At 49.9% G+C, this 16,730-nt stretch carries 14 protein-coding genes and 1 tRNA gene; 4 read left to right on the forward strand and 11 right to left on the reverse strand.

Features of this window, described 5'->3' with window-relative positions; all coding sequences use genetic code 11:
- Nucleotides 1-377: 377 nt before the first annotated feature.
- Nucleotides 378-1,151 carry an FKBP-type peptidyl-prolyl cis-trans isomerase gene (locus K3T83_RS06185; protein WP_220202104.1) on the reverse strand — a complete coding sequence of 258 codons (774 nt, stop codon included), beginning with the start codon at nt 1,149-1,151 and terminating at the stop codon, nt 378-380.
- Between the two features lie 338 nt (nt 1,152-1,489).
- Here K3T83_RS06185 and K3T83_RS06190 point away from each other — a divergent pair, with 338 nt between their 5' ends.
- Nucleotides 1,490-4,789 (forward strand): S41 family peptidase, encoded by a 3,300-nt coding sequence (locus tag K3T83_RS06190; protein WP_220202105.1) that lies wholly within the window; start codon nt 1,490-1,492, stop codon nt 4,787-4,789.
- Nucleotides 4,790-4,844: 55 nt separating this feature from the next.
- Here the strand turns inward: K3T83_RS06190 and K3T83_RS06195 are convergent, their stop codons facing one another.
- From K3T83_RS06195 to K3T83_RS06205, 3 genes are all read right to left on the reverse strand, one after another.
- On the reverse strand, nt 4,845-5,327 hold the full coding sequence (locus K3T83_RS06195; protein WP_220202106.1) for a DinB family protein: 483 nt from the start codon (nt 5,325-5,327) through the stop codon (nt 4,845-4,847).
- A 108-nt stretch (nt 5,328-5,435) separates the two neighbouring features.
- Nucleotides 5,436-5,633: a GyrI-like domain-containing protein gene (locus tag K3T83_RS06200; protein ID WP_220202107.1), complete on the reverse strand. Its 198-nt coding sequence runs from the start codon at nt 5,631-5,633 to the stop codon at nt 5,436-5,438.
- On the reverse strand, nt 5,618-6,763 hold the full coding sequence (locus tag K3T83_RS06205; protein WP_220202108.1) for a winged helix DNA-binding domain-containing protein: 1,146 nt from the start codon (nt 6,761-6,763) through the stop codon (nt 5,618-5,620). Before K3T83_RS06205 ends, K3T83_RS06200 begins: the two co-directional genes overlap by 16 nt.
- Nucleotides 6,764-6,964: 201 nt before the next feature.
- Between K3T83_RS06205 and K3T83_RS06210 the strand changes: the two genes are divergently transcribed.
- Nucleotides 6,965-8,266: an O-acetylhomoserine aminocarboxypropyltransferase/cysteine synthase family protein gene (locus tag K3T83_RS06210; RefSeq protein WP_220202109.1), complete on the forward strand. Its 1,302-nt coding sequence runs from the start codon at nt 6,965-6,967 to the stop codon at nt 8,264-8,266.
- A gap of 19 nt (nt 8,267-8,285) precedes the next feature.
- Nucleotides 8,286-8,786, forward strand: a complete 501-nt coding sequence (locus tag K3T83_RS06215) for a CoA-binding protein (protein ID WP_220202110.1) — start codon at nt 8,286-8,288, stop codon at nt 8,784-8,786.
- A gap of 88 nt (nt 8,787-8,874) precedes the next feature.
- On the opposite strand, the gene K3T83_RS06220 is transcribed toward K3T83_RS06215, so the two are convergent.
- From K3T83_RS06220 to K3T83_RS06230, 3 genes are all read right to left on the reverse strand, one after another.
- Nucleotides 8,875-9,759: an LLM class flavin-dependent oxidoreductase gene (locus K3T83_RS06220; protein ID WP_220202111.1), complete on the reverse strand. Its 885-nt coding sequence runs from the start codon at nt 9,757-9,759 to the stop codon at nt 8,875-8,877.
- 24 nt (nt 9,760-9,783) lie between these two features.
- Nucleotides 9,784-10,029 (reverse strand): hypothetical protein, encoded by a 246-nt coding sequence (locus tag K3T83_RS06225; protein WP_220202112.1) that lies wholly within the window; start codon nt 10,027-10,029, stop codon nt 9,784-9,786.
- A gap of 369 nt (nt 10,030-10,398) precedes the next feature.
- Nucleotides 10,399-11,409, reverse strand: a complete 1,011-nt coding sequence (locus K3T83_RS06230) for a Gfo/Idh/MocA family protein (RefSeq protein WP_220202113.1) — start codon at nt 11,407-11,409, stop codon at nt 10,399-10,401.
- Between the two features lie 283 nt (nt 11,410-11,692).
- Between K3T83_RS06230 and K3T83_RS06235 the strand changes: the two genes are divergently transcribed.
- A complete protein-coding gene (locus K3T83_RS06235; protein ID WP_220202114.1) occupies nt 11,693-13,333 on the forward strand; it encodes a hypothetical protein in 1,641 nt (546 codons plus the stop codon).
- Between the two features lie 54 nt (nt 13,334-13,387).
- Here the strand turns inward: K3T83_RS06235 and K3T83_RS06240 are convergent, their stop codons facing one another.
- The 4 genes from K3T83_RS06240 to K3T83_RS06255 all read right to left on the reverse strand — a co-directional run bounded on the left by K3T83_RS06240 (nt 13,388) and on the right by K3T83_RS06255 (nt 16,714).
- On the reverse strand, nt 13,388-14,950 hold the full coding sequence (locus K3T83_RS06240; protein ID WP_220202115.1) for a sensor histidine kinase: 1,563 nt from the start codon (nt 14,948-14,950) through the stop codon (nt 13,388-13,390).
- Entirely contained in the window at nt 14,947-15,651 is a 705-nt protein-coding gene (locus tag K3T83_RS06245; protein WP_220202116.1) for a response regulator transcription factor, read from the reverse strand. Before K3T83_RS06245 ends, K3T83_RS06240 begins: the two co-directional genes overlap by 4 nt.
- Before the next feature lie 165 nt (nt 15,652-15,816).
- On the reverse strand, nt 15,817-16,383 hold the full coding sequence (locus tag K3T83_RS06250; protein ID WP_220202117.1) for a DUF4870 domain-containing protein: 567 nt from the start codon (nt 16,381-16,383) through the stop codon (nt 15,817-15,819).
- A 258-nt stretch (nt 16,384-16,641) separates the two neighbouring features.
- Nucleotides 16,642-16,714, reverse strand: a tRNA-His gene (locus K3T83_RS06255).
- Nucleotides 16,715-16,730 lie beyond the last annotated feature (16 nt).

A 16,730-nucleotide genomic window follows, 5' to 3' on the forward strand; every position in this document is an offset into this window, starting at 1 on the left:
AAGCCTCATTCCCTGGCATTGGAACGAGGAAAAAATAAGGAGCGCGCTCTCAAAGATGGAGGAATAGACATAGCACGACAAAACAACGTGCCGTCATCTCTTCGTATCCAATTACAGAGATACATGAGGAGAGACCTCCTTTTTACTCAAGCATACGTAGAATCGGTTGAAATTGTTGAAAGTATACTGAATAGGGCAGGCAAAAGTCAAGGATTCTACAAGCCATCACGTGATTGTGAGAAGCATCAAGGGCGAGGAGCACAAAGAGCATGCCAGTCCATTTTGTACTGGCATGCAAACAAGAGGAAAATCCAGGCGAACCATACGGCCCCCCCCAGAAGCTTACCGGTTATAAGGCTGATTGATGAAAATCATGCCTACTTCACAGCAATCACGGTCACATCAAAGATGAGCGTGGCGTTGGCAGGAATGACGGGAGGAGATCCAGCAGCACCGTAGGCCAGATCAGGACCGATAATCAAACGACGCGTGCCACCCACTTTCATGCCCACCAGACCTTTATTCCAACCAGGAATGACCTGAGCCTGTCCAAGAGGAGTCACATCAAACGGTTGCGCGCCCCGATCATAAGAGCTATCAAATTTTTTCCCATCGCTTTGCAACCAGCCAGTATATTCCACTGTAACTGTGCTACCCTCTTTCGCCTCCGCACCAGTTCCCTGTTTAATATCTATATACTGCAAACCGTCTGCCATTTTGATCGGACTACCAGAGACAGACGGAGGAGTCGCGGGACCGGCTGTAGGAACCGGGGTTCCGTTTGTCGCCGTCAGGATCACTTTAGCAACGGCAGTCCCCGTCGCATGCACTTCCGCCGTCGCTTTCGCATTGGCCGCGCCGGTAGCAGTAGCATCGACAATCGCCGTTCCCGTCGCATGGACATTTGCCGTCGCGGTCGCATGTTGATCGCGAATCTTGTTGGCAGCCTCTGTTTGTTGAGCTGTATAGCGCTCATAGCTCACAAGCCCGGTTACGCCAGCTGCAATTAACACGACAGCCGCAATGCTGGTGATCCATATTCGCCTCCGCCGGTTCCGACGTTCCTGACGCATGAGGCGTTCCTGCTGACGCTGACCAGGACGGCTGCGTCTCTGTGGCGTCTTATTTTGACCATTCACCGTCTGTGTCATAGAAAATGTTTCTCCTCTTATTTATTTATTTCGGGCAAAATTATAGCAGGTCGAGGTTACCATCAAATTCATATTCTGGCAAGAGGGGTAAGACTCAAAGACAGTTTTAGCAGCGTAGTGGCAAGCGTCACATTATATGTTATTCGTTCGTGCTCTTTCTATGCTCGACATAATTGTATGGATGTGATACAATACTACCCAATATCTAAGGTAGTATCAGTATCTTGATACGACAAATACTGTATATCTTCTCCTATAAGTGATCCTGCCCCATGTACTACACAATAAGTACCAAAGGGTAAACACACAAAGAGTCCTCAAATATACAAGGAGGCAGTATGCCATCGCAAGGGTATGTGCGATTCCCTACTATTCATCAAGACCAGATCGTATTCGTATCAGAAGATGATTTGTGGGTAGTGTCGTGTGAGGGTGGACGTGCAGAACGCCTCACGGCTGGAGTCGGTAGGGCCAGCCATCCCCGTTTCTCTCCTGACGGTCAACTCCTGGCCTTTATTGGGCGCGAAGAAGGTGCTAGTGAGGTCTATGTTATGCCAGCACAGGGTGGTCCTGCGCAACGTCTCACATTTCAAGGCGATTCTTCCTGCATCGTGCTAGGTTGGTCGCCGGACAGTACCACAATCCTCTATGCCAGCAGCGCCGGGCAATTCACTCACGACTACAAAGTGATCTACACGATCAGTCTACAGGGAGGCTTGCCTCAACAGCTCCCAGTCGGCATGGCAAACGCCATCTCGTACGGCCCTCAAGGTGGCGTGGTACTGGGAAGAAATATCGAGGAGCCAGCTTATTGGAAACGCTATCGTGGCGGGACAGCCGGGCATTTATGGTGTGATAGCGATGGTAGCGGCACATTTCAACGCCTGTTGCGTTTGCAGGGAAACCTGGCAGATCCATGTTGGGTTGGAGAGCGTATTTACTTTGTATCCGATCATGAAGGTATTGGAAATATTTATTCTTGTACACCTCATGGAGAAAATTTACGTCGTCATACACAACAAAATGATTTTTATGCCAGACATCTTTCAACAGATGGAAATCGCCTCGTCTTTCAAGCAGGCGCAGATCTCTATCTCTTTGACCCTCAAACTGATGAGGTGCATCAGATAGAGGTGATCCTGCCGAGCCAGCGCACTCAATTGAATCGTAAATTTATCTCTGCTGATTATTATCTCGATACGGTTGCACTGCATCCCCAGGGACACGCCATCGCATTGACAACGCGCGGCAAAGCATTCTCGATGAGCAACTGGGAGGGTGCCGTTGTGCAGCATGGAGAGTCGGACGGAGTACGTTATCGTTTTCTGGAATGGCTCAACGATGGGAGACGACTGGTAGCAATCTGCGATCAGCCCGGCAGGGAGGCGCTGGTCATCTTTGATCCCGATAAAGATGATGATCCACACATCTTAACGGACGTGGAATTTGGCCGTGCGGTGGAGATGGAGGTTTCGCCAACCGATGATGTGGTTGCGATCGCCAATCATCGTCAGGAACTGATCGTCGTTGATCTGGCAACGGGACAATCAGGCGTGCTTGACCGTAGCGATTATGAGCGCATCCACGATATCGCCTGGTCTCCCGATGGACACTGGATTGCCTACAGCTTTGCCTGCACAGATCAGAAAAGGGCGATCAAGCTTGGTGATCTGGAAAATGGCGAGACCTATTTCGCCACTGAGCCGATTCTGGAAGATGTCTGCCCCTCGTTTGATCCCGATGGCAAATATCTCTACTTCCTGGGCTACCGCATCTTTAATCCGGTTCCAGATAACATGCAATTTGAATGGAGTTTTCCTCGCGGCGTGATGCCATACGCTATCCCGCTACGACGCGATATTCGCTCACCATTTATCGTCGAGCCAAAGCTGCTCGCGGATAGAGGTGAGAACTCGGTCAGGAAGAAAGAAACAGCAACTGAGGAATTTGCGACATCGGATGCGGTTGTTGAAAAGAGTGCGAACGGCGCAAGAGAAGACAAACCCGAGAAAGAGGATGATTCCAAAAAGTCTCGGTCACTTGTGATCGATTTAGAAGGTATTACCGAACGCGCAATCCCCTTCCCACTAGGCGAGGGACGCTATGGAGCCATTTATGGGATACGTGGCAAAGTTCTGCTCATGATCTTTCCCGTCAGCGGTACGCTTTCACATAGCGGTTCATCGCAAGGCTGGGTTGAGTGCTATGATCTTGATACGCAACGTACCGAACGCATCATTGATGGGGTCAATAACTGGAGCCTCTCGCGCGATAACAAGATGTTACTATACCGTTCCAGTCGTCGTTTGCGCGTCATCAAAGCTGGCGAGAAACCGCCACGTCCAGAGAATAGCGACCATTGGCGCGATACCGGCTGGATAGATCTGCATCGCGTGAAGGTCTCAGTCCAACCGGCAAGCGAATGGAAACAGATGTTTGCAGAAGCCTGGCGTTTGCAGCGAGAACAGTTCTGGGCAGAGGATATGTCCGGCGTAGACTGGGATGCCATCTATGCCCAATATGCGCCGCTGCTGGAACGCGTCAGCTCCCGTTCAGAGCTTTCCGATCTGATCCATGAATTGCAGGGCGAGCTTGGCACCTCACACGCTTATGAATATGGCGGCGATATTCGCCAGGGACGCTTCTATCGCCAGGGCTTCCTGGGTGTTGATTGGGAGTACAATACCGAGACAGAACACTATCGCATAGCACGCATCGTGCGAGGTGATCCGGCCAATAAAGAGGCTACCTCGCCGCTGACCTCACCAGGACTCAATATCGAAGTCGGCGATGCAATTCTCGCGATCAATGGGCAACGCGTGGGACACAAGCGTAATCCACAGGAACTACTAGTCAATCAGGTAGATTGTGAAGTGCAGCTGACCATCGAAGCGGTAAAAACCGGCGAGACGCGTATTGTCATAGTAACCGCTATCTCCTATGCAGATGAGAACAGCGCACGCTATCGCGAGTGGGTGGAAAGCAACCGCCGCACAGTTCATACGCAATCAAATGGGCGGGTGGGCTATATCCATATCCCCAATATGTCAGATAGAGGCTATGCCGAATTTCACCGTAGTTACCTGACGGAATATGACTACCCGGCTCTGATTGTGGATGTGCGCTGGAATGGCGGTGGTCGTGTGTCTGGTTTGTTGTTGGAAAAGCTGGCACGCAAGCGTATCGGCTATAAGTTCTCGCGTTGGGGACAACCAACGCCCTATCCGCGCGAATCACCACGCGGCCCGATGGTGGCATTAACCAACGAACACGCAGGCTCCGATGGCGACATTTTCTGCCACAGCTTTAAATTAATGGGTTTAGGCCCACTGATTGGCAAGCGCACATGGGGCGGTGTGATCGGTATATCACCGCGCCATCGTCTGGTGGACGGCACCTATACCACACAACCAGAGTATGCGAACTGGTTTAAAGATGTTGGCTGGGATATCGAGAACTACGGCACCGAGCCAGATATCGAGGTTGATATTGCGCCGCAAGATTATATTCATGCGTTCGATCCGCAGTTAGAGCGCGCCATTGCCGAAGCACTGCATCTGGCTGATGAGTGTCCAACCCTGGAACCAAAGCCCGGCGAACGACCACATCGAGGACGCATTCCTCATCCGCAAGCATAAGTCAAAAGGAGGTCATGAAAGCCATCACTTGCTTTTCATGACCTCTTTTTAGTTTTCAGACACCCAGGCTTTGCTGCTGCCGAAACTGGACGATTTGATCGCAATGCTCACAGGTATGTTGATAGAGTATGCCGATAAAATCCTTCAGGCAATGCTCTGGACCATACCAGGGCAATGTACCCACCTGCTGCACAACATCGGCGGGAATTTGCGCCAGTAACGATGCACTCTGCACTTCGGCGTCGTGATACTCGTTCATGATCTGTTGCGCCGTGAGATATTTGCGCGCCTCCACCTGAGCTTTGTTGAACTCATCATTATCAGCAAAGTAGCGCAGCAGATAAGGTGTTGGCTCATCGCCCTGGAACGTCTTCAGCACATCAATGACCACGCGCTCATATGAAGCCAGGTGAGCTACGATATCCTTCACCGACCACTCGCCACAAACGCCCGGCACATCCCATAGCGGTTCCGACAGATCATCTAGCGTCTCAAGTACTCTTGCATGGCTACTCTCCAATATTTGCACGGCATCCATAACAATCCCCTCTTTTCTTCTTTGTCAAAAAGTATGTGTCTAGTAACTTACACTGTGGAGAGAGGGGAAACGTAGACATGCAAGGCGCGATCACAGTGTCTTTCAGGGCTATTGAGCTGGCTCATCCTTGATCCGAATAGCCACCTCAGTCTCCCATTTTGCCTGATCTGGCTCGTCTGCGGGATCGGTAAGGAAAGACTCGACACGCGCACCGAATGCGTCGCCCTTTTCCGTTGTCCACTGATCCCACACAAGTCTCTGCTCTGCTCCCCAGTTGAGCAGCGCAGCGTTTAGATGCGTCCCCACATATTTTGTCCGCTCAATGTACCATCATATGTCTGTAATACAACTTCTAAATTTGTCGTTCTCTCCGCCACCCAGTGCAACAGATGTTCACCTTCCGCTCGTAGCACCTCACAAGTGCTGTTTGTCAACTGCTCAAATGGTTGAATCAATAGCTTTGCTCCTGTTGTGGTGCGTTCGATTTTCCATACACCACGCACAAAGCCATCAATGAGAAAGGTTGGCAGCACCATCGAATTGCCAGGAAAGACAAATGGACGGTATGTATCCGCTATAATACGCCGGCGGTCATGATGGGCGAGGAGGAGGTTGTCAAAATCTGGCATGAAGCGAACAGGAACGGGCGTCTCGGCCGCGGGCAGCGGAGCGCCTGGCACGTCAAAGAGTTCGCGCCCCTGCTCATCGCGCAAGACCATCAGTTCTGCCCTCAGCGCATCGACGGCTGGCTGAAGTCTGGTTAATCCCGACCAGCTCTGGATATCTTTGACGCTGGCGGGGCCAAAAGCCGTCAAATAGCTCAGAATAAGAGAGCGCAGGCCCATCTCTGAGGAGGCAAACGAGCGCCCGAGCCAGGCCGGGGCTTCCGTATAGGCCGGACTACCGCCAACGCCCCAGACACCACCGGGAAAGACCTGAATCAGTGGAATGCTCATACGCACTATATAGAGCAGGCGCTCATCCATACCGGGGGCCATCTCCGCAAGTTTTGCGCGTAGATCAACATTTGTGCGTGGCTTTTCTTGCAGGTACGATCGCATGGTGACCTCCAGATGTTCCTTTTCGCAATCATTGATGCGGTACTTGCTAAAGTAGGTGTGCAGAAGGCGGTGATACATTATCTGGAGGGCAGGACGAAAGTGCATGTAATCCTCTGCCGTCGTCAGATGGAGGGTTCGACGCATCATCGACGTTCTTACCACCAATCGCTGCTCAAGCAAGCGAGTTAGATCGTCGCGCTGAAAAGAGTGCAAGCGGCTCCACAGGCCAATATATGGGGGATTGGCTAACTGAGCTTGCAAGCCAGCAATCTGCTTGATAGCATCTAGAGTGGTTAATGATGCTCGCTCCAACAACAGTTGACGGGCAAGGGTGGCGCGGTTGAGTTCGTGCAGCGTCAGAATCCGCTCTGCCATACTGTCCTCCTCATTAATGATGTATTTCACATATCCACCAACAGAGAAAGTATACTTCTGAAGAAGGACAGAATCGGTCACTCTTTTAGTCGAATAAGCTCACTATCAACTGATCTGATCGGCTTTCAGTTGAGTTCACAGCAGATGATAAACGATGTGATACCATAGTAGAAAAGATATTCAATTTGGGGAGAAGAGATCATGCCGGAAATCGATAGCGATCATATCTTTGGCTTCGACACCCTCTCAGTCCATGCTGGGCAGCGACCAGATCCGACGACGGGAGCGCGTGCTGTGCCAATTTATCAAACCACCTCATTTGTTTTTGATGATACGGAACATGCGGCCCATTTATTTGCACTACAACGTTTTGGCAATATCTATACACGAATTATGAACCCCACAACGGCTGCTTTTGAAGAGCGTGTCGCAGCATTGGAAGGTGGAACAGGTGCCCTCGCAACCGCTTCCGGTATGGCTGCACAGATGGCAACGATGATGACGCTCCTGCGACCGGGCGATGAAATCGTCTCCTCCAGCAGCCTCTATGGTGGCACCCATACTCAGTTTGACCTGACGCTGCGCACCTGGGGAGTCAATACCATTTTCGTTGACAGCACCGATCCTGAAAATTACCGCAAGGCAATCACGTCACGCACACGCGCCCTCTACGGTGAAACGATTGGCAATCCGCAGGGAGATATCCTCGATATTCGCGCTGTCGCCGATATTGCGCATGAAGCCGGGGTTCCCTTGATCATCGATAACACCTTTGCCACGCCGTACCTCTGCCGCCCATTTGAACACGGGGCAGACATCATTGTGCATTCGGCAACCAAATTTATTGGTGGACATGGCAACTCCATAGCGGGCGTCTTGATCGAATCGGGCAAGTTCCCCTGGGATAATGGCAAGTTTCCACATATCGTTGATCCTTCGCCCGGCTATCATGGCGTACGCTTCTACGAAACCTTCGGGGATTTCTGTTTCTGTATGAAGGCCAGGTGCGAGACAGTGCGCGATACAGGTGCCTGCCTCAGCCCCTTCAATGCGTTCATGCTGCTACAAGGCCTGGAAACGCTCTCGCTCCGCATGGACCGGCACTGTCAAAATGCTCTGCGCGTTGCTCAGTTTCTCCATGAGCATCCCGCCGTCAGTTGGGTTCGCTATGCTGGTTTGTCCGATGATCCCTCCCACGAGCGAGCGAAACGCTACCTACCGCGCGGGGCTGGCTCAATCTTTACCTTTGGGGTCAAGGGAGGCTATGAAGCAGGAAAGGCGCTCATTAATAGCGTTCAGCTCTTCTCCCATCTCGCGAACGTCGGCGATGCCCGCAGCCTGATTATCCATCCGGCCAGCACGACGCATCAACAGTTGTCAGAAGAAGATCAATTAGCGGGTGGCGTAACTCCTGATCTTATCCGTCTGTCGATAGGCATTGAAAATATCGAGGATATTTTGTGGGATCTGGATAAAGCGCTGCATGCTGCCTCAAAAGCATAGTCACATGAAGGATAGTTGAATGGGTATAGAAACATCGCCAACTCCGCTCACGCCTGATATGTATGAGCGGCTGAAATTGTTACAACGCTATCGACATGTTGCCATTGTCGGCATCTCTGCGGATCAGTATCGTCCCAGCCACTTTGTCGCCATCTATCTTCAAGCAGAGGGCTACAATATCGTGTTGATCAACCCACGCTATGCAGGGCAAACGATTCTGGGCAAACAGGTATATGCTTCGTTGAGCGAGGCAAAAACTGCCGGGGAAGAGATCGAGATTGTCGATGTCTTCCGCAAAGCCGAAGACACACTTCCAGTTGCAGAAGAAGCCATAAAGATTGGTGCAAAGGTTGTCTGGCTGCAACTGGGTATTCGCAATGATGAAACCGGAAAAAGGGTACAGGATGCGGGATTGATCTTTGTTCAGAATAGATGCATAAAAATGGAGCATGCTCGATTCTTTGGAGGATTGCATACGGTAGGGCTGAATACCGGGGTGATTTTGTCGCGCAAATTATAGTCATGCAGATTTGCTCTCATGCAGAATAGCGAGCCAACAATATTACTCAGTTATATATTGCTGACTTGCTATTCCGTATGCAGTGGCTTCAGAGAAAGTTTGGTACAACACGAGCCACAAAATGTTTTAACGACTCCATATCCAGAATGCGGAACATAAAATGAGAAATGCCAAGCGCACGAAATTGCTCTATCTCCTGCGTCACTTCGGCGGCATTGCCAGCAATATAGTGCTTCTGTGGATGTCGTTGCACTTTCGTAGGATCTTCGGAGACGCTGATCGTACTCAGATAGGTGAGCTTGATCTCAGCAGGATCGCGGCCAATCTGCGCACAATGCTGCTTGAGAATCGAAAGCTTGTGAGCATATTGCTCAGGTGGACAGGAATTGAAATTCCACCAATCTGCATAGCGAGCAACCAGAGCCAGAGTACGCTGCTCGCCGCCGCCGCCGATCAACAGTGGAACAGGGGCCGCTGGCTGAGGAGCGCAATAGGCGTCCTGAATGTGATAGTGATGTCCTGCAAACGTTGCTGGCTGGCTACTCCACAAAGCACGAATGATCTGGATGGTATCCTCCAACTGTTCCATGCGCGTCTTAATGGAAGGAAATGGATAGTCATAAGCACGATATTCATCCTCCTTCCAGCCGGCTCCCAATCCAAGAATGACGCGGCCCCCGGAGAGAGCATATAAATTGGCGACCATCTTTGCCAGCAACGCCGGATTACGATAAGATTGTGCAAGCACGAGAGATCCAACTTTGAAGCGCGGATACTGAGCTGCGAGATAGCTAAGTGTCGTAACACACTCCAAAGCATCGGTAGTTCCCACCTGTAAATGATCCTCCAACCACAACGTAGAGAAGCCCGCCGTAAGAGCTTCAATACAGCTCCGGTTGAAATCCATCAGTTCATTGAACGAATACTCAGGATCATTTTGTCTGAGCATCAAGCCGAAATCGATGCTGTTCACCAGAAAGCTTCCTTATTTCAATAGTTACTTGTCGTCCCGCTCGATAATAATACGCTCTATCTCCGGGTCGGTATCGCGTGATACGTCCTGCAACATATCGCGCTCGCGCTCCTGAAGAAAGAGCAACGTCTGACGATAGGCGTTAATGAAATCAAGCAGCCCTAATGTCTCCTCCGGCGTCAAATCAAAATTGATGCCCGATGCATGCCTGAGAACAAGCCCACTCTCTTCCATACGCGCTCTGTACCGTCCAATGATTGCATCCATCATACAGCCCTCCTGCAAGGAATACTTCACTGCCCCATCCAGGCAATGAAGACCTCTACACTAACAGTACACCCAACACTCCTTTAGAAGTAGAAGCCAGGTGCGCCAACGTCAACGAACAAACGAAAATAGCCGTGATGAGAAGCCCGACCGCAAAATATGGTAAAAGTTTGTCATCGGTTACACGCTATGGCCGATACTTTGGTACACATACTTTGCACTAATGAGAAGCTGTTCAGGGCAATCCTCTTTCTACTAAGAGAACGTCCCTGCTATATTCGTAAAATTGCAAGCCCTACTATCTAAACGATGAAAGCAGTGACATCGTCAATAAAAAACCTGCAAATTTGAATGGAAGGGTTAAAAAATTGCCTAAACAATAGGCCATTCATGACCAGCCGCCTGATAAATAGCCTCAATAGTTGCCATATTTTCCAACGTTTCGCTTAAACGCCGGGCTGGTTCCTCCTGAGAACGGATGCAATCGGCAAAATGCTCTACTTCCAGTTGATATTGATCGATAACAGCGAATGTTTGTTCGTTCATTTGTCCATTTTTTGTCACGAAGACAGTTGTTTCACGGATACCTGGTACAAAAGGAACAGGAATAGTGATCGTTCCCAGTTCACCGATAATTTCAGCCGATTGCCGACCTGTTAGCTCAAAACTAGAGTCGATCAAACCAAAGCGACCATCGCCAAAATCTAACACGGCATTTGTTGCCATATCGACGCTACCAACTCTGGGGACATGGACGCGAGCAGCGACCGCCTGTGGAGGGTGCCCATACACAGCACGACACAGGTTGACAGGGTAACAACCAACATCCATGAGAGAACCGCCAGCCAATTCCGCATTCATGCGAATATTCTCTGGATGTGAGCGCAGATCAAAAGAGAACGAAGCTCGCACAAGCCTGATAGGACCAACAACGCCGCTATGTGCCTGCTCTAAAGCCCATACAATTTGCGGATGGAAACGATACATAAACGCTTCCATCAGCAATACATTATGTGTATGCGCTGCCTCTACCATTGAAGTGGCCTCCCGTGCCGTTACAGCAAGAGGCTTTTCACATAAGACATGTTTTCCCGCTTGCAATGCCCTGATAGTCCATTCGGCATGCAAACTATTGGGTAAAGGATTATAAATAGCTTCTATTTCTGGATCTTGAATGACTTGTTCATAATCACTATAAATACGCACCCCAGGTGCAAAAGCATATGCCTCTGCCGCCCGTTTCTCATCACGGCTAGCAACGGCCACGAGTTGACCATTAGAGGAGGCTATAATAGCGGGTGCCACAGCTTTGACGCCAATGTTGGCCGCACTCAAAATGCCCCAACGTACAGGGTTGCGATGAATGGCTTGAGAGCCTTGCATGCTACACACATCCTTTCATCTCTCAAATATGCCTCTCATTATAGCACAATCCCCTCAGAAAATATCTCATCAAGCACTCGCCACACGTCATTTTACCGGGCTTACCTCACTCACTCCACTAAAAACAGACTTATAGAAATATGCATACAAATACCGGTAAGATTTGACAATTTCATGTTTCAAGAGTATCTTTATTAAAGGCCGACAGAATAGATTTTTAGTCTATTTCTATTCGTTCAAGTATTTTGAGGGACAGGTGGAAGTAAGGAAAGGTTTATTACACATGAGACGGCTTCTCATCCATTGGAAAAGCGTCACAGGTATTTTGCTGATGCCTGCGCTGTTTTTCGGTTTTCTCACCAGCATCGCCCTGCCACATACAATTGTCAACGTCCAGGCAGCTGGATCTGAGCAATCAACAAACACCTATCAAAACTACGTCTCTTTGATGGCAAAACAGCACAAAGCTCCGTTCTTTTCGCAACAACTGGTGACAGATGCAACCATGCAGGCATTTGCCAGGAAGATGCAGCACACGCCAGCCAAAAAGCCCGCTACGAACGCAACGACAAATATCAAAGTGAATCAAGACCATAATGGATGGCCGAAAGCGGGAGTAAGCGCTGCCATCGACCCCATCAATGGCAACAATATGGTAGTTGCCACCAGCGATTTTCGCCAGAATTTTAACCATGTGTATTACCATATCACAACCGATGGTGGACGGACATGGAGCGACGATACGATGGCAGCCGGCATAGATACAGCGACATTTGCTCCATACGACTATCAAAGCAATCCAGGAAGCGCATTTGATCGTGAGGGGCATGTCTTTTTCAGCAATATATCCGGGAATACATTCTCTGACGCCACAACAGGATACTTTAACTTCGATAGTGAAATTGAAGTGGTACAGGGAACCAATAATGGAAACAACACCAGCATCGTACCAACCAGTATCGATTACGCTCCCTGTCATGGCATTGGCGCGCTAACAACAGATAATTGCGCTGCCGCAGTCGATAAGCCACTCATTACAGTTGACACAGTCAACAGCAGTCCGACAAAGAATAGCATCTATGTCTATTACACCTACTTTTGTCACGCGGCACAACCATGTAAGCATGATACGATCACCGTTCCAGCTTACTCTTCGGTTATCCTGGAATCTGATGCCGCAGGAGTGAATCTGCCCTTTTCTCCCCCTAAACTGGCGAGTGGCCCATTCACGCAAGCACAATTTGCCGATATGGTCATCGATAGTCGCGGAATGGCGCATATTTTCTTTGAGGATTTTACTAATTATCCCACCATTGCCATGTACGAGTCATCGCTCGTCGCAAATACCTGGACGGTTAACCCGACTCCAGTAACCACCTTCCAGTATTCAGGGCTGAGCAATCCTAACTGGCAGTTTCGCGACCGAGGAACGATCGCTCCAGGATGCAGCATCTTTAAAAATACCGCCTATTGTGCTTTTTCTGCCACTCAAGTTGGTTCGGGCAAGGTGAGCGGAGCGCCAAGCGTTTATCTGGCTACCGTGAATACAACAAATAGTGCTGCAACTATCGCACGCGTCAATAACGATGCTTTCGATAGCGGGAAAGACCACATTTTTCCCTGGGCCTCAACCGATACACGGGGGAACGTCTATGTAGGCTGGTATGATGGCCGCAAAGATCCGCTTAACATCAAGCTGGAATACTTCGTGGGCAAATCGACAGATGGAGGACAAACATTCCCAAAACAGCAAGCTGTCAGCGCGACGCCGTTCAATCCCTGCATTGGCACGCCCAATTGCGTCTTCTTCGGCGATTATAACCAGCTCGTCACCGGGCCTGATGATGTTACTCATGCAATCTGGTCTGACACACGCGATAGTGCCAGCATGCAGATTTATACTCAGGCGCTTAAATGGAACTGATCATTAGCATAGACCTCTCTGACGAATTTAAGCATAGGGGAAGCATGTTTTCCCCTATGCCTCACTTTCTACCAGCTTTACCTGCTGCATCGCGGGGAAGCGGATGCTAAAACAACTGCCTTCGCCGGGGACGCTTTCAACCGAGACCATTCCACCCATTGCCTCCACCCACTCCTTCACCAGCGCCAATCCTAATCCGCTGCCGCCCCCCATCCCCGTTCGCGCACTTTCGGCCTGATAAAAACGTTCCCAGACATGAGGAAGATCATGTGGAGCAATTCCCTCGCCAGTATCCTTCACCTGAATAACCACAACCTCTGCTTCTACCAGCACAACGACCGCAATAATGCCGCCAGGAGGCGTATGACGCAAGCCGTTATGCAGCAGGTTTTGTATTGCCTGTTCCACGCGAACAGGATCAACGAAAACAACGGGAGTGTCGTCTGGCACTTCAGCCACCAGATCAATCTTGCTCTTTGTCCAGGCTAAGGAGACGCTGGCATCCACAATACGCCGAATCATATTGCCAACATCGGTAGGCTTACATTGTAATGCAAGCCTACCAACCTCCGATCGAGCCAGCGTGAAGAGATCCTCCACCAGCTTTTGCAGATGTACCACTTCATCTTCCATCACCCGCAAATCATGATGCAACGTCGCAAGAGAAATGTCGTCCCAATGAATCAAGGTTGTTTCCAGATAACCACGTAAAGTTGCAACGGGCGTTCTTAACTCATGGGAGACGCTGGCAATCAGTTCACGACGCGACTGCAAGAGCGAGGAGACGGTGTCGCGTTCTTCCTGCAATTCATGCATAGCGCTTTCAAGATTGGCGGCCATCGTATTGAAATCTGCCTGTAACTGTGCCACTTCGTCTTCTCCCTTGACGGAGACACGCACGGCATAATTGCTATCGCGCAGCGAGCTGGTCGCCATAGTGAGCGCCTGCACGCGGTTAATGGTACGATGCATCGCGAAGTATGAGAAAAGCGCTGACGGCGGCACAATGGCAATCATCGTGATGACGCTGACGATCAACAGGCCCACCGTCGTAGATATGATCCTGAAACCGGGTCCACTGTGCGTCAAAATCAGGATCAGGTCGGCGGCAATAATCAACACACCAGCGCCAAACGCCACTACCATGACCTGAGCATGAGTCAAGGCCCAGATCAAGCGTGTACGTCTGAGTTGATCCCAGAACATGAGTATGCGCGGCCCAATACGTCCGGCAAAATAGGCTCCAAAATTGAGGAGGATAATAGCAAATGTAACGGGAAAAGCCAATTGAGCATACTCGCCTGGAAAGCGAGCATACGTTTTATCAAACAGAAATCTGAAGACGGCGGCGAGAGCAAGGCTCATACCACCACCTATCAAGAGTGTGATGATGGTCTGTCGCCACCAGTGCCCTTTAAAAGGTCGTAAACGCAGGGCAAACCAGAAGAGAAAAAGAGGATCAGCCAGCACGTGAGCGTTCATAAAAGGCGCAATCCCCTGTCCGCTCCCGGCAAAGACCGATATGATCCCCCAGACAAGGAAGCTTAATACAAGCGCTTCGAGTAGCGCTCGTATAGGGCCAACTCGAAAGAACAAAGAGGACCAACGACGCATCATGATGACCTTTCAGGGCGTAATCGATAACCTATTCCCCATACGGTCTCTACTGCATCGCCAAGCGCGCCCAACTTTTTGCGCAGGCGCAGAACAGTGTTATCCACTGAGCGATCACCACCAGCATACGTTTCACCCCAAACTGTATCGAGCAAATATGAGCGGCTAAAAGCACGACCAGGACTCCGCAAGAGTAAGTGTAACAATGCAAATTCGGTGGGGCTAAGATCCAGTTGAATACCCTCAAGTGCGACCTGATGAGCCTGGGGATCAAGTTGCAGAGCACCATAGGTTAACATCGATACAGAACCGCTATGGTCAGCATGGAGGATCTGCTGGACCAGTTCGGCTCGACGCAACAATGCACGCACGCGCGCAATGAACTCGCGCATGCTGAACGGCTTGGTCAGATAGTCATCGGCTCCCAGCTCCAAACCAACCACGCGATCAGTCTCCTCGCCACGAGCCGTGATCATCAGAACTGGAGTAGGGGCTGTTTGACGTAAACGACGCAATACTTCCAATCCGTCCATCTTAGGGATCATCCAATCGAGAATAACCAGCGCGGGACGCTCCCTGGAGTGGAGCCGCAATGCCGTCACACCATCAGTGGCGTGCAACACATGATACCCACTCGCTTCTAATTCTCGTATGATTACCTGTGCCAGATCATAGGTATCTTCTACCAGCAAAATTGTTGTCATACCCAGGTCTCACCTGAAACATGCATCGAACATAAACAATAAAGTTCGGATTACAGTGTATCGTACCATAGAATACATCTGTCACCCAAACTCTCCATGTCTATGTCAGGTCTATTCACTGCTTTTTCATATATTGTCTTTCATATGTGAAAAAGCCTGTTTGTATTATTTTATCGTATTCCAGTTCATGCGCCTTGTTACATATTCGCCAACAAAAGGCAGTTTGTAATATGTACCTCTCCCAGCCTGGATAATGCCCACAAGCCAACCAACGAAACCGATGAGATTCACCACCATCAGGAAGAAAAAACTCAGGAGAAACAGCCAGGGAGCATGCAAACCTCTCATTCCTACCCAGAGCAGAGGAACTATCATATCAAGTAAATTAATAGCTCCAAAAAACGCTATCGATTGCAATGCATGGAAGCGAATATAGCGATTTTCACCGGCAAAAAGGAAGAAAAGCAGGCCAGAAAGCCAACCCAGGCCATAGCTTAAAGCAGCGCCAAGCCGCGCTCCATCCATCGGTTGAGCCGACGCAAACAGAGGAGGATAACCCGGCACCTGTCCATTCATCTGCGCGGATTGAAACTCTGGTCGATAGGCTTCCTGTTGCTGTTGCTGCGATTGCTGCTGTTCAAACACTTGAGATGATTGTTCGTAATTACCTGTATAGCCTGAATATTCACGTTGAGTAGCGAAATCCTGTCGCGGTTCGTTATTCCAATTCATTTTATTTTCCTTTTTGATATATCTTGCAACGTGCGCAAGCAATTTGAGCGATCACCCCTCCCCTCAAAAAATACTACTGACCCTGAAACTACTGTACCAAAGACTTGTCGCAGTCACATCACGTAATTGTCGCAAATTTGTCGCAAAGAACTGAGAGGGAAAGTTGGTCGATATATTGATAAAACGCGGCAGTGTAGCCTCTTTTTGCACACAAAAAACCGGAGGCATCGAAATGCTTCCGGTTTTTGTTTGTTTCGGGGTGACCGATGGGGCTCGAACCCACAACCACTGGAGCCACAATCCAGAGCTCCACCTATTGAGCTACGGCCACCACACTGCGCCTCTCA

The organism is Reticulibacter mediterranei (assembly GCF_016587455.1).

Coding starts and splice junctions, on each gene's coding strand:
- K3T83_RS06185 (WP_220202104.1), bottom strand. CDS start 1,151: ATGACACAGACGGTGAATGGTCAAAATAAGACGCCACAGAGACGCAGC.
- K3T83_RS06190 (WP_220202105.1), top strand. CDS start 1,490: ATGCCATCGCAAGGGTATGTGCGATTCCCTACTATTCATCAAGACCAG.
- K3T83_RS06195 (WP_220202106.1), bottom strand. CDS start 5,327: ATGGATGCCGTGCAAATATTGGAGAGTAGCCATGCAAGAGTACTTGAG.
- K3T83_RS06205 (WP_220202108.1), bottom strand. CDS start 6,763: ATGGCAGAGCGGATTCTGACGCTGCACGAACTCAACCGCGCCACCCTT.
- K3T83_RS06210 (WP_220202109.1), top strand. CDS start 6,965: ATGCCGGAAATCGATAGCGATCATATCTTTGGCTTCGACACCCTCTCA.
- K3T83_RS06215 (WP_220202110.1), top strand. CDS start 8,286: ATGGGTATAGAAACATCGCCAACTCCGCTCACGCCTGATATGTATGAG.
- K3T83_RS06225 (WP_220202112.1), bottom strand. CDS start 10,029: ATGATGGATGCAATCATTGGACGGTACAGAGCGCGTATGGAAGAGAGT.
- K3T83_RS06230 (WP_220202113.1), bottom strand. CDS start 11,409: ATGCAAGGCTCTCAAGCCATTCATCGCAACCCTGTACGTTGGGGCATT.
- K3T83_RS06235 (WP_220202114.1), top strand. CDS start 11,693: ATGAGACGGCTTCTCATCCATTGGAAAAGCGTCACAGGTATTTTGCTG.
- K3T83_RS06240 (WP_220202115.1), bottom strand. CDS start 14,950: ATGATGCGTCGTTGGTCCTCTTTGTTCTTTCGAGTTGGCCCTATACGA.
- K3T83_RS06245 (WP_220202116.1), bottom strand. CDS start 15,651: ATGACAACAATTTTGCTGGTAGAAGATACCTATGATCTGGCACAGGTA.
- K3T83_RS06250 (WP_220202117.1), bottom strand. CDS start 16,383: ATGAATTGGAATAACGAACCGCGACAGGATTTCGCTACTCAACGTGAA.